General features: G+C 39.9%; 11 protein-coding genes and 1 other annotated feature. Of the genes, 9 read left to right on the forward strand and 2 right to left on the reverse strand.

Features of this window, described 5'->3' with window-relative positions:
* Positions 1-7 precede the first annotated feature (7 nt).
* Positions 8-367 (forward strand): 30S ribosome-binding factor RbfA, encoded by a 360-nt coding sequence (gene rbfA / locus OW157_RS00595; RefSeq protein WP_268751389.1) that lies wholly within the window; start codon positions 8-10, stop codon positions 365-367.
* A 272-nt stretch (positions 368-639) separates the two neighbouring features.
* Here the strand turns inward: rbfA and OW157_RS00600 are convergent, their stop codons facing one another.
* Positions 640-1,641 (reverse strand): MsnO8 family LLM class oxidoreductase, encoded by a 1,002-nt coding sequence (locus tag OW157_RS00600; protein ID WP_268751390.1) that lies wholly within the window; start codon positions 1,639-1,641, stop codon positions 640-642.
* Between the two features lie 145 nt (positions 1,642-1,786).
* Between OW157_RS00600 and truB the strand changes: the two genes are divergently transcribed.
* The 7 genes from truB (at position 1,787) to lepA (ending at position 10,778) form a co-directional block, all read left to right on the forward strand.
* A complete protein-coding gene (gene truB, locus OW157_RS00605; RefSeq protein ID WP_268751391.1) occupies positions 1,787-2,698 on the forward strand; it encodes a tRNA pseudouridine(55) synthase TruB in 912 nt (303 codons plus the stop codon).
* Positions 2,699-2,713: 15 nt separating this feature from the next.
* Positions 2,714-3,676 (forward strand): riboflavin biosynthesis protein RibF, encoded by a 963-nt coding sequence (gene ribF / locus OW157_RS00610; protein WP_268751392.1) that lies wholly within the window; start codon positions 2,714-2,716, stop codon positions 3,674-3,676.
* Between the two features lie 173 nt (positions 3,677-3,849).
* Complete coding sequence (gene hrcA / locus OW157_RS00615) at positions 3,850-4,884, forward strand: heat-inducible transcriptional repressor HrcA (RefSeq protein ID WP_268751393.1); 1,035 nt, start codon at positions 3,850-3,852, stop codon at positions 4,882-4,884.
* Between the two features lie 12 nt (positions 4,885-4,896).
* On the forward strand, positions 4,897-5,487 hold the full coding sequence (gene grpE / locus OW157_RS00620; protein ID WP_268751394.1) for a nucleotide exchange factor GrpE: 591 nt from the start codon (positions 4,897-4,899) through the stop codon (positions 5,485-5,487).
* A gap of 66 nt (positions 5,488-5,553) precedes the next feature.
* Positions 5,554-7,386 carry a molecular chaperone DnaK gene (gene dnaK, locus OW157_RS00625; protein WP_268751395.1) on the forward strand — a complete coding sequence of 611 codons (1,833 nt, stop codon included), beginning with the start codon at positions 5,554-5,556 and terminating at the stop codon, positions 7,384-7,386.
* Positions 7,387-7,516: 130 nt separating this feature from the next.
* Positions 7,517-8,677, forward strand: coding sequence for a molecular chaperone DnaJ (dnaJ, locus tag OW157_RS00630; RefSeq protein WP_268751396.1), 1,161 nt, complete (start codon positions 7,517-7,519; stop codon positions 8,675-8,677).
* Between the two features lie 274 nt (positions 8,678-8,951).
* Positions 8,952-10,778 (forward strand): translation elongation factor 4, encoded by a 1,827-nt coding sequence (gene lepA, locus OW157_RS00635; protein ID WP_268751397.1) that lies wholly within the window; start codon positions 8,952-8,954, stop codon positions 10,776-10,778.
* 186 nt (positions 10,779-10,964) lie between these two features.
* Here the strand turns inward: lepA and OW157_RS00640 are convergent, their stop codons facing one another.
* Positions 10,965-11,903: an aldo/keto reductase gene (locus OW157_RS00640; protein WP_268751398.1), complete on the reverse strand. Its 939-nt coding sequence runs from the start codon at positions 11,901-11,903 to the stop codon at positions 10,965-10,967.
* 142 nt (positions 11,904-12,045) lie between these two features.
* Positions 12,046-12,287 (forward strand) — a binding site (T-box leader).
* Positions 12,288-12,338: 51 nt separating this feature from the next.
* Here OW157_RS00640 and serS point away from each other — a divergent pair.
* Positions 12,339-13,634 carry a serine--tRNA ligase gene (gene serS, locus OW157_RS00645; protein ID WP_268752762.1) on the forward strand — a complete coding sequence of 432 codons (1,296 nt, stop codon included), beginning with the start codon at positions 12,339-12,341 and terminating at the stop codon, positions 13,632-13,634.
* The last annotated feature ends 13 nt before the right edge of the window (positions 13,635-13,647 follow it).

Below are 13,647 nucleotides of genomic sequence, written 5' to 3' on the forward strand. Positions count from 1 at the left end.
AATTAGGATGCCAAAATTTAGAGCAGAGCGTGTCGCTCAAGAAATTTTACGAGATATCAATGATATCTTGCAAAAGAAAGTACGTGACCCTCGTGTGGAAGGCGTCACTATCACAGATGTTGAAGTAACTGGTGACTTACAACAAGCCACCATCTACTATTCTGTCTTATCTGATAAAGCCTCTGACCAAGAAGCCGCTCAAACCGGTCTTGAAAAAGCTTCTGGACTAATGCGGTCGGAAATTGGCAGTCGCTTACAGATTTATAAAACACCAGAATTATACTTCGAGCGTGATAAATCAATTGAATATGGTAATCGTATTGACGAATTAATTGCTCAACTCCATAAAGATGAGCAAGAACGTTAAAATTTGGTTCTATAAAATAGGACGATGACTTAAAATAAAAAGTCACCGTCCTGTTTTTATTTCTAATTTTGGAACCAAAAAAGAAGATTTCTCTTTTCATTAAGTCGACCGAAACAAAAAAGAAAGTAAATCCTCGCATGACTAATGTCATCAATATTACCCTGCAATAGCAAAATAAAATTATTGGTTTTATTAATAGTCGCGCTGATGTAGTGACAATTAAGTAGAAAAGCCAACCTTCCTATATCGGAAAGCTGGTCTTTAGTTTGTTTTTAGCTTAGTACTTCCATTAATAATTTATAGTTTCTAGCCCGCGCCTTATTATCAAAGATAGGCGCATAAATCATAAGTTCATCAAAGCCATATGCTTTTTCTTCGTTAGTTAATTGTTCAGCAACTTGGTCGGGTAGGCCCTTGACAAAGATACCGGCTGTTTTTTTCTCTTTAAGGAAGGCAAGCTGGCTATCAGTAAATTTAAAGTCTTTGACTGTTTCAGGATCTTCAATGGCTTTAAATTGACCAGCGGCTTGCCGTAATTGGGCAATTTCTAAAGGTTTAGCCAAATAATCTAATTCTTCTTGATTGTCAGCGGTAACCACTTGGTAGGTTGAAATCACGTGAGGCTGACTTAAAAATTGGCTAGGTTGGAAATAGCGTCGATAATCAGTAAAAATCTCTGGATCAGCACTAAGCCCAAAAAAGCGAGCAAAATTATAGCCGAGTCCCATGTTTCCAGCTTCCACTGCCGAATTTCCGCTAGAACCTAAGAGATAGGCCTGGGGAAGGGTAGCTAAATCTTTGGGTTGGGCAGAAACGCTTTGATGGTAGCTTTCCTGAGGACGGTCATCAGGTATTAAGGCTAAAATCTCTCGTATTTTTTTATATAGGTCGGAATAATCAGCCGCTTGATTTTGGGCTAAAGCGCGCATGGCATGGTGGTCACCACCTGGGGCCCGGCCTATACCGAAATCAATCCGATCTGGTGCTAAGGCTGCCATCGTTTTAAATTGTTCAGCAATTTTTAAGGGAGCGTAGTGCATAATCATCGTTCCCCCAGTGCCTAAACGTAAGGACTTAGTGTAAGCAGACATGTAAGTTGCTAAAATTTCTGGTGCTGAACTGGAATGGCTAGGGCTGTTATGGTGTTCAGCAAACCATAAGCGTTGGTAGCCCAGTCGATCTAAATTTTGTGCCAAATCCTTAGCTCGGATAAATGTGTCTTCCGTTGTTTCGCCTCGATTGCGGGTTAATAAATCTAATGCGGATAGTTTCATCTTTCAACCACCTTTCTCTTTTATAATAACAGATGTCTAACAAATTCCTATTGCCCGTGCTTATAAAATAATCTTGCGCTATCCGTGCGTTAAGACATGAAAAATGATATTCTATTAGGGAAAGTACGTAGAATTAGGTGATAAAATGGATGGAATCTTGCCATTATGGAAAGAAAAAGGGATGACCAGTCATGATTGTGTTTTTAAGTTAAGGAAAATTTTAGGAATGAAAAAAATTGGTCACACGGGTACTTTAGACCCCAATGTGGACGGAGTCTTACCAATATGTTTGGGTAAAGGGACCAAGCTAGTTGATCTGTTAATGGATAAAAGTAAATTATATACTGGTGAAATCACTTTGGGTTTTGCAACTGATACTGAAGATTTAGATGGACAAATTATTGATCAAGCGCCATTGACTAAGGAAATTTTAGCAGACAAAATTGACCAAGCGATGCTCACTTTGCAAGGAGATATTGAGCAAATTCCACCAATGTATTCAGCAGTTAAGGTGAATGGGCGCCGACTTTATGATTATGCCCGTAATAATGAAGAAGTTGAACGACCTGTCCGTCACGTACGAATCGACTACTTTAATCGAACATCAGCGGTCAATTTTGACAAAGACAGTGGTTATGAACGTTTTAATTTTGCAGTGAAATGTGGTAAAGGGACTTATATTCGCACCTTAGCCACTGATTTAGGTAGAAGCTTAGGCCTGCCAGCTACTATGACGCAATTGACTCGGCAGGGCTCAAGTCCTTTTGTTAGTGAAGACTGTTTGACCTTAGCCCAAGTGCAAGTGGCTTTTGATCAAGGTGATATAGATAAATATCTATGGTCGATTGACCAAGCCTTAAGTCAGTATCCTAAATGGGAAGTTAGCGAAAATCTTGTCCACCTTGTCGAAAATGGAGCGGTCCTGGCGGCTACACAATTTCCACTTGAATTACGAGATAGCCGGGCCTTTGTTTTAATGATAAAGGGTCAAGTCAAAGCGCTGTATGGGCCGCATCCTACTAAGACAGGCCAAATGAAACCAATAAAAATGTTTTAAAGAAGGGTAGAATTCATGGAAATTATTAACTTACATCATCCAATTGACACCAAAGCCATCCACCAAGGACCGATTGTTTTAGCCTTAGGGTTTTTTGATGGCGTTCATAAAGGTCATCAAAAAGTTCTTAAAGCCGCTCGTCAAGAGGCGAGTAAACGCAATATACCGCTAGCAGCGATGACCTTTAATATGTCTGCGCGCTTTATGTTCCAAGAAGAACACCCTAAAGAATTGCGTTATTTAACGACTTTGCCTGAAAAGAAACGCCTCATGCAACACTTTGGGGTGGAGATTTTGTATATTGTTCAAATGACTTCCGCCTTTGCTAAATTAGCCCCACAATTATTTGTCGACCAATACATTGTAGGCCTACAAGCAAAAACAGTAGTGGCTGGTTTTGATTATACTTATGGGAAAAAGGATATTGCCAATATGGCTAATCTTGGTGATTACGGACAAGGGCGCTTTCATATTATTGAAGTGCCGAAAGTTGAAGAAAATGGTGTTAAAGTGGGCACCACTGAAATTCGCCAAACCTTAGTGGAAACCGGCGATGTTGCTACGGCTAAAAAACAACTAGGGTATCCTTATTTCTTCACTGGTATTGTTATCCATGGAGAGAAAAGAGGACGCGAATTAGGCTATCCCACAGCTAACTTGATGATTGATGAAACCAATGTAGTCCCTAAAGTCGGTGTTTATGCAGTAGAATGTTTAATCAATGGTGACCTATATAAGGGTATGGCCTCTATTGGCTATAACATTACCTTTGGCGATAATCGTGAACGGACAGTGGAAATCTATCTACTTGATTACAGTTTGGATATTTATGGCGAAGAAATGACCGTTTACTGGCACAAATATTTACGTAATGAATTGAAATTTGACTCTGCAGATGAATTGATTGAGCAAATGAATAAAGATGAAGAAATGACCAGAGAATATTTTAAAGAAAATAGTCCTTATAAAGAGGGGTAAGCTCTCAATCGACCCAAACAAGTCACTACTTGTTTGGGCCTTTTTATGACTTAAAATAAAAACAAAATTAGTCAAAAAATACTTTGACTTTTCTTGACTTAACCTAAAGAAGGTGGTATTATAATAGATGTTAGCAGTCGAACTAATCAAGTGCTAAAAGCGAGGTGATTACTATGTTGACTGACCGACAAATGCTGATTTTACAGGCAATCATCGATCATTATACCCAACACGATGAGCCGATAGGGTCAAAAACCTTGGCTCAAAGGGCAAGTATTGATGCCTCATCAGCGACCATTCGTAATGAAATGGCTAAGCTAGAGCATATGAATTTAATTGGTAAAACCCATTCTTCCTCTGGGCGAGTTCCTATGGAGGCGGGCTATCGTTATTACATTAACTATATTATGCCGAAGTTTGGTGGTTTAATCGATTATGGTTTGTCTGATAGGGAACAGGAAATGTTGCATGAAATTTTCCGTAATCCTTATGCAGAAATTGATGAAATCATAGCTAAGTCGGCAGAAACATTGGCCATTCTCTCGCAAAACGTTGTGATTGCTTTGGGCCCTGCTTCTTTGACTCAGAAGTTAGCAGGCTTCAAGATTGTCCCACTCTCTGATGAGAAGGGAATGGCAATTCTAGTGACCGACGTTGGCACAGTTGAAACCCAAGTATTTACGCTAGCTAACAATATGTCATGGCAGATGCTTGATGACTTGGTTGATATTATGAATGATCAGCTTATCGGATTAGCCTTACCAAGTGTTCTTCAACGTTTGCAGACTGACTACATGGTATTTTATAAATACGACACAGATTCCTTAGTTGATCATTTGGTAAATAAAATTGATGGTGACCGTTTAATTGTAAGTGGTCGGCAAATTTTGTACCAACATCTTAGTGAAGCGGATGATATTGAACAAATTAATGCCGTGAATGCTATTCTTGATGATCATGACTTAATTATTGATTTAATCAATGAATTAGACCAAGGAATTCAAGTCCGTGTCGGGGGAGAATTAGCGCATCCCCAATTAAAAAATATGTCTCTAATGACATCGTCACTGGGACGACATAGTCAAGCTAATGACTTAGTGTTTGCTTTGTTAGGTCCGGAAAATATGCCTTACTTAAAAATGGCCCAGTTAATTCACGGTGTTAGACGAGAACTAAATGCTTATTTAGATAAAAATCAAAAAATATAGGAGGTTGTTCAGTTGGCCAAAGAAGAAAAAGAAAATTTGGAAAAAGTTGTTGACCAAGAAGCAACAAATGACCAAAACACTTCCCAATCAGAAACAGCTGACGCAGAAAATGAAGCAGTGGAAGATGATACTGGTGCTGAAGAAGAATCAACGAGTGAATTAGAAGCAGTAAAATTAACCTTAACTGAAAAAGAAAATCAAATTGCTCGTCTATCAGCCGAAATTCAAAATATGCGACGCCGTCATGAAAATGAACGCCAAGACATGGCTAAGTATCGGTCACAATCCTTGGCACAAGAAATTTTGCCAACCATTGATAATTTGGAACGTGCCTTAGCCATTGAAGTTGAAGGTGAAGCTAATCAAAACTTTAAGAAGGGTGTCGAAATGGTTCACCAAAGCTTGCTGAAAGCTTTGGAAGCTGAAGGGATTGAAGAAATTAATCCTTTAGGTGAAGTCTTTGACCCGAACTTCCATCAATCTGTTAGTTCTGTTCCTAAAACAGCTGATCAAGAAGATGAAGAAGTGGTTGAGGTATACCAAAAAGGTTATCTCTTGAAAGACCGGGTCTTACGCCCAGCAATGGTGATTATTGCGCAATAGATGAGCGCAATATAAAATAATGAACAACTTATAAACAACGATTGAATTGAAAGGATGAAATAAACTATGGCAAAAATTATTGGTATTGACTTAGGTACAACAAACTCTGCTGTTTCTGTCTTAGAAGGTGGAGAAGCAAAAATTATCCCAAACCCAGAAGGTAACCGCACCACGCCATCTGTTGTTTCCTTCAAAAATGGTGAACGTCAAGTCGGTGAAGTCGCTAAACGTTCAATGGTAACTAACCCAAATACAATTGCTTCAATTAAACGCCATATTGGTGAAGACAACTACAAAGTAGAAGCTGATGGTAAGTCCTATACTCCACAAGAAGTCTCTGCTATGATTCTTCAATACTTAAAATCTTATGCCGAAGATTACCTTGGTGAAGATGTCACAAATGCGGTCATTACAGTACCTGCTTACTTCAATGATGCTCAACGTCAAGCCACTAAAGACGCAGGTAAAATTGCTGGATTAGAAGTTGACCGGATTGTCAACGAACCAACTGCAGCTGCACTTGCTTATGGTCTTGATAAAACTGATTCTGAAGAAAATGTACTTGTTTTTGACCTTGGTGGTGGAACATTTGACGTGTCTATCCTTGAACTAGGTGACGGTGTCTTTGATGTGCTCTCTACTGCTGGTGATAATGAACTTGGTGGGGATGACTTCGATAACAAGATCGTTGATTACCTAGTATCCGAATTCAAGAAAGAAAATAGCATCGACTTGTCTAAAGACAAAATGGCTATGCAACGGTTGAAAGATGCCGCTGAAAAAGCTAAAAAAGACTTATCAGGTGTCACTTCAACTCAAATCAGCTTACCATTTATTACTGCCGGTGAAGATGGTCCATTGCACTTAGAAACAACTCTAAGCCGGGCCAAATTTGAAGAATTAACTGATGACCTTATCCAACGCACTAAGAAACCAGTTCAACAAGCTTTAGCCGATGCAGACCTTTCTAAATCTGACATTGATCAAGTAATCTTAGTTGGTGGTTCTACTCGGATTCCAGCTGTGGTTGAATTAGTGAAACGTGAAACTGGCAAAGAACCTAACCGTTCTGTAAACCCAGACGAAGTAGTTGCTATGGGCGCTGCTATCCAAGGTGGTGTTATCTCTGGTGATGTTAAAGACGTTGTTCTTTTAGACGTTACACCATTGACTTTAGGTATTGAAACTATGGGTGGTGTATCCACACCATTGATTGAACGGAATACGACTATTCCAACATCTAAATCTCAAGTCTTCTCAACTGCTGCTGATAACCAACCAGCTGTTGACATCCATGTCCTACAAGGTGAACGGTCTATGGCTGCCGACAACAAAACTCTTGGCCGTTTCCAATTAACTGATATTCCAGCTGCGCCTCGTGGTGTCCCTCAAATCGAAGTAACTTTCGATATTGACAAAAACGGTATCGTTAATGTTAAAGCCAAGGACTTAGGAACTGGTAAGGAACAAGCCATTACTATCCAATCTAACTCTGGATTATCTGATGATGAAATCGATCGTATGATGAAGGATGCTGAAGCTAACGCTGAAGAAGATAAGAAACGTAAAGAAGAAGCAGACCTTAAAAACGAAGTCGAACAATTAATCTTCCAAGTAGAAAAAACAACTGACGAACTTGATGGTAAAGTTGACCAAGCAGAACTTGATAAGGCTAATAACTTGAAAGATGAATTAAAACAAGCGCAAGAAGATAATGATTTTGACGCAATGAAAGCTAAGAAAGAAGAACTTAGTGAAGTTGTTCAAGCGTTAACTGTAAAACTTTACGAACAAGCGCAACAAGCACAAGAAGCCCAAGCTGACCAAGAATCAGATTCCGATGATGATGGGGTTGTTGATGCCGATTTTGAAGAAGTCGACGACGATAACAAAGACTAATCATTGACTGATTACCAATAGATTGGGACTTATAGATGAATCCCAAGTTGAATCTGAGATGAAAGTTGCTTTTGTCTCAGATTCTTTCTTATGATAGAATGACTAGGATTTCTATGGAAAGGAGCTTGTTATGGCAGATAAAAATCCATATGATGTGCTTGGTGTCAGCAAAGATGCCAGCCAAGCAGAAATCAAAAAAGCTTACCGCAAATTATCAAAAAAATATCACCCAGACTTGAATGATAGTCCTGAAGCCGAAACAAAGTTTAAAGAAGTATCGGATGCCTATGAAATTCTAGGTGATGAAAACAAACGTAAACAATATGATCAATTCGGAACAACTGGTGGCCCAGGTGGTGGCTTTGGTGGTTTCGGTGGCAGCCAAGGTGGTTACCAACAATATTCCGGTGGTTTCGAAGATATTTTCGATACCTTCTTTGGTGGCGGTTCTGGTGGCTTTGGTGGTTTCGGTGGTCAACAACGCCGTGATCCGAATGCACCTCGTCAAGGCGATGACTTGCAATACACCATGGACCTAAGCTTTGAAGAGGCTATTTTTGGGACCGAAGAAACCATTTCTTATAAACGTGAACAAGATTGTCATTATTGTCATGGATCTGGTGCTAAACCAGGAACTTCACCTAAAACCTGTTCTCAATGTGGGGGTCGTGGGGTAGTCAACCAAACCCGTAACACCCCATTAGGTCGGATGACAACGCAAACGACTTGCCCAAATTGTCATGGTAGTGGTCAGGAAATTGAACATGAATGTGAACATTGTCATGGTAAGGGCCGTGAAGTCGTTGACCATCGTGTCAAGGTTAAAGTCCCTGCAGGTGTTGAAGAAGGACAATCTATCCGTCTTTCTGAACAAGGAAATGCTGGTAAGAACAAGGGGCCTGCTGGTGACCTTTATGTCGTCTTCAGAGTGAAAAAATCCGATATTTTTGATCGTAAAGGCGCAGAAATTTACTTTACCTTGCCAATTAACTTTGCGCAGGCCGCTTTAGGAGATGAAGTGGAAGTTCCAACCGTTCACGGTAAGGTAAGTATGAAAATTCCAGCCGGAACGCAAACAGGCGAAAGTTTCCGCCTCCGTGGTAAGGGTGCCCCTCGCCTCAATGGCTCATCAAATGGGGACCAACGCGTCACTGTTAAGGTAATGACACCTAAGAAGATGAATGACGGACAACGGCAAGCCTTAAGAGACTTTGCTGACGCAACCGGTGATAATGTCACTGAAGAAGAACAAAACTTCTTTGATAAATTACGCAAAGCCTTTAAAGATTAGTATCTATGAGGAGATTGTGACAAAAGTCGTTAAGAACAGAGGCCTTGGACCAAAACCGAAAGATGACAAAGGGACATGTGAGATATTTTTGGAAAGGCAGTCTGTTTTGACTTTTGGAACTCAACCAAAAGATAAATGTTCTTATATTACCAAGAGGATGGGAGTTTTGTCCCATCCTCTTTGTATATCCTTTAGGGGATTGCTATCATTAATTGTTATTGGGCCTTGGCTTTGCTATAATAAGGGATGCAAAATGAAGAGGGAGTTTGAGTAAATGAACTTAGATGAAATGAAAAAACGCCAAGAAAGAATTCGCAATTTTTCGATTGTGGCGCATATCGATCATGGGAAGTCGACCTTAGCTGACCGGATTCTTCAAAATACCGGCACCGTTTCTGAACGCGAAATGCATGATCAATTGCTTGATTCTATGGATTTGGAACAGGAGCGAGGCATTACTATTAAATTAAATGCCATCGAACTTGAATATGAGGACAAGGATGGGGAAGACTATATTTTCCATCTCATTGATACGCCAGGTCACGTGGACTTTTCTTATGAAGTTTCTCGTTCCTTGGCTGCTTGTGAAGGGGCGGTTTTGATTGTTGATGCTGCTCAAGGTATTGAAGCCCAAACTTTGGCTAATGTTTATTTAGCTATTGAAAATGATTTGGAAATTTTACCGGTAATCAATAAAATTGACCTACCAGCTGCTGACCCTGAAAAAGTACGGACAGAAATAGAAGATGTTATTGGTATCGATGCCTCAGAAGCCGTCTTAGCTTCAGCTAAGGCTAATATTGGGATTGACGAATTGTTAGAGCAAATAGTGAGCAAGGTTCCTGCGCCGCAAGGTGATTTAGAGGGACCTGTTCAGGCATTGATTTTTGATTCTCTCTACGATGCTTACCGTGGGGTTGTCCTCAGTGTTCGGGTCCAAAACGGTGTTATCCGTCAAGGTGATACCATTCAAATCATGTCAAATGGCAAGACCTATGAAGTCACTGAATTAGGAATTATGTCACCTAAACCAATTCCAAGAGATTATTTGATGGCAGGAGATGTCGGTTATATCACTGCTTCTATCAAAAATATCCAAGACACCCGGGTAGGAGATACCATTACTTTAGCTGATAATCCAGCTGAGGAACCCTTGGAACAATACCGGCAGATGAATCCAATGGTTTATTGTGGGCTTTATCCTGTGGATTCTTCAGATTACGGCGATTTGCGTGAAGCCTTGGAAAAATTACAATTAAACGATGCCAGTTTAGAATTTGAAGCTGAGACCTCGCAAGCACTAGGCTTTGGTTACCGTTGTGGTTTCTTGGGACTCTTGCATATGGATGTCATTCAAGAACGTTTAGAACGCGAATTTAATCTTGATTTAATTGCTACAACGCCATCGGTTATTTATCATGTTCTTAAAACCGACGAAGAGTGGGTAGAAGTGTCTAACCCATCAGAGATGCCTGAGAATACCTTAGTGGAACGTATTGAAGAGCCTTATGTAAAAGCTGAAATTATGGTTCCCCAAGAATTCGTCGGCCCAGTGATGGAATTATCACAAAAGAAACGTGGAAACTTTGTCACAATGGAATACTTAGATGATATTCGTGTTAACGTCATCTATGAAATTCCTTTGTCTGAGATTGTTTTTGATTTCTTTGATCAATTGAAGTCATCAACAAAGGGCTATGCCTCACTGGACTATGAAATTATTGGCTACCGACCAAGTAATTTAGTTAAATTAGATATTCTCTTAAATAATGAAGTTGTGGATGCCCTATCAATTATCGTTCACCGCGACTTTGCTTATAATCGAGGGAAAAATCTAGTACAAAAGCTTAAAGAAGTTATTCCTCGCCAACAATTCGAGGTTCCTATTCAAGCAGCCATCGGTCAAAAAATCATTTCACGGTCTAATATCAAAGCCCTACGTAAAGACGTTACTGCCAAACTCTATGGTGGGGACGTGACGCGGCGGCAAAAACTATTGAACAAGCAAAAAGAAGGGAAAAAACGGATGAAAGCCATTGGATCCGTTGAAGTCCCACAAGAAGCCTTTATGGCTATCTTAGATATGGATGATGACTCTTAAGCAAAAAGCAGCTGAGACATAGGGCGTCTCAGCTGCTTTTTTTAGAGCGAATGGTGTCTGTAATGAATTCGATACTGGAGAGTTAGGTCAAATCAAATCATAATGGGGCAAGTGATTAAAAGAAGGCCCCAAATAAAATTAGATTTGCACCAATTCAAGCGGTCGTCAAATAAACTCCTTAAACAATTAAGGCAGTGGGTGACCGGCTGCTAGGTAGAGGTCATACCATTCTTGATTGCTGAGCTTAATATGGGCGGCTTGGGCGGAATCTTTAATATGGTCAGGTGTCATGGTACCAATAATAACCTGCATGTTAGCAGGATGTTTCAAAATCCAAGCTGCAGCGATAGCATTTTTTCCGACTTGGTGCCGGTCCGCTAGTTCAGCTAGCTTGGCATTTAATTCAGGAAAATCAGGATGATCAATAAAAGATCCTTGAATCATGCCAAATTGGAAAGGCGACCAGGCTTGGATAGTTATTTGTTTAAACCGGCAATACTCAATCAAGCCTGCGTTGCCATTTTCACTGGCCCCTTCATCGTAAGACATGTTTGTATTGACCCCTTGACTAATCATATCTGCATGCATTAATCCAAATTGGAGTTGGTTGGTTTGTAATTTATCTAACAAAGCGGACTGCAAGAACTCAATTTGACTAGGATTAAAGTTTGATACTCCAAAATGACGTACTTTCCCACTATGTTTTAAATAATAAAAGGCTTCAGCTACTTCTTCAACTTGCATCAGTGGATCTGGACGATGGAGTAAGAAGTTATCCAAGTAATCGATTCCCATCTTTTCTAAAGATTGGTCTACGGCGCTAATTAAATGGGCTTTGCTGAAGTCATAACGGGGACCACCAGCTTCTTTGATGACGATACCAGCTTTGTTTTGGATGATAAGGTCATCTCGGTTGAGCGAAGAAGCCTTTAAGGCTTGGCCAAAGCGGCTGTCGGCTTCTCCTTTGCCATAAATATCAGCGGAATCGATATGGTAGATACCATGGTCAAAAGCTGTTTCTAAGGCTACTGCCGCTTCCTTGGTTGATTTATCAGCCATCCGCATAATGCCTAAGATGAGGGGACTAGCATACAAGTCTGCATTACCAATTTGTCGTTTTGTCATCGTTATCACTCTTTCTCTAAGTCTTGTCTTAATTAAATCTGAAAACGTTTGCTGTGTCAATTTATTTTACATATAAATCTTAAATAAAAAGAGAATTAGGTTTGACAAATTCAAAAAAAAGGGTTACAATTAAGTTAATACTTCAATAGCGTACTTGTGAATAGTAGTTAAGGACTTTTTTTAGAGAGCTTATGGTTGGTGGAAATAAGCACAGAAATTAATGAATCCACACAAGGAGCTGACAACGAATATTTATCTGATACTAGTTGGGATAATTAAGTTGTTCCGGTATTCGCCGTTATGAATGAGTGTAAATCTTTTATGATTTAAATTAGGGTGGTACCGCGGATTAATTTGCTAATTAGAAACTATGTCGTCCCTTCCATGAAAATGGAAGGCTGACATAGTTTTTTTATTTTATAAGGAGGATGTCTTATGTTAGATATTAAGAGAATTCGTAATGATTTTGATCAAGTGGTTAAACAATTAGAGGTTCGTGGGGTTGATAAACAAGAATTAGATGATGTGCTAGCTTATGACCAAGAACGACGTGACAAAATTGCTAAAGCTGAAAAATTAAAAAACCAACGAAACACAGTGTCTAAAGAAATTGCTGAATTAAAACGTAATAAAGAAGACGCTGATGACAAAGTGGCCGAAATGAAAACTGTTGGGGAAGAAATTTCTCAAATTGATAACGATATTAAGGAATTAGATGACAAAATTCACTACATCATGGCACGCATTCCAAATATCGCTCATGAGTCTGTTCCGGTTGGAGAAGACGAAGATGAAAACGTTGAAGTTCGTCGCTGGGGACAAGCAGAAGATAAAGGCTTCACTCCTAAGGCCCACTATGAAATTGGTGAAGATTTAGGGATTCTTGATTTTGAACGTGGAGCTAAGGTTTCTGGTTCACGCTTCCTGTACTATGTAGGCCTAGGTGCTCGTTTGGAACGTGCAGTGTTTAACTTTATGTTGGACCAACACCAAAAAGAAGGCTACCAAGAAATGTTGACACCTTACCTGGTTAATGACAAAACCATGTATGGTACTGGTCAATACCCTAAATTCAAGGAAGATGTCTTCAAGATGGACGATGAAGAACGTGACTTCACCTTAATTCCTACTGCTGAGGTCCCATTAACTAACTATTATGCTGACGAAATTATCCCTGGTGAGAACCTACCTATTTACTTTACTGCTTTCTCTCCATGTTTCCGTTCTGAAGCTGGTTCAGCTGGACGTGATACTCGTGGTTTAATTCGTCTTCATCAATTCCACAAAGTTGAAATGGTGAAATTTGCTAATCCTGAAAATTCTTATGATGAATTAGAAAAGATGACGGCTAACGCTGAAAACATTTTGCAAGAATTGAACTTGCCATACCGTGTGATTACTCTATGTACAGGAGATATGGGCTTCTCAGCTGCTAAAACATATGATGTTGAGGTTTGGATTCCAGCCCAAGATACTTATCGTGAAATTTCTTCTTGTTCAAACACAGAAGACTTCCAAGCACGCCGCGCAAAAATTCGCTACCGTAACGCAGATGGCAAACCAGAATTAGTTCATACCTTAAACGGCTCTGGTTTAGCCGTTGGACGGACAGTAGCTGCCATTTTAGAAAACTATCAAAACGAAGATGGTTCTGTGACCATCCCTGAAGCCCTTGTGCCTTATATGGGTGGTGTGGCAGAAATCACGAAGGACAATGCGAAAGGCATCTAAGTCGCATTGATAG

The organism is Aerococcus kribbianus (assembly GCF_026805545.1).
Taxonomy (GTDB): domain Bacteria; phylum Bacillota; class Bacilli; order Lactobacillales; family Aerococcaceae; genus Aerococcus; species Aerococcus kribbianus.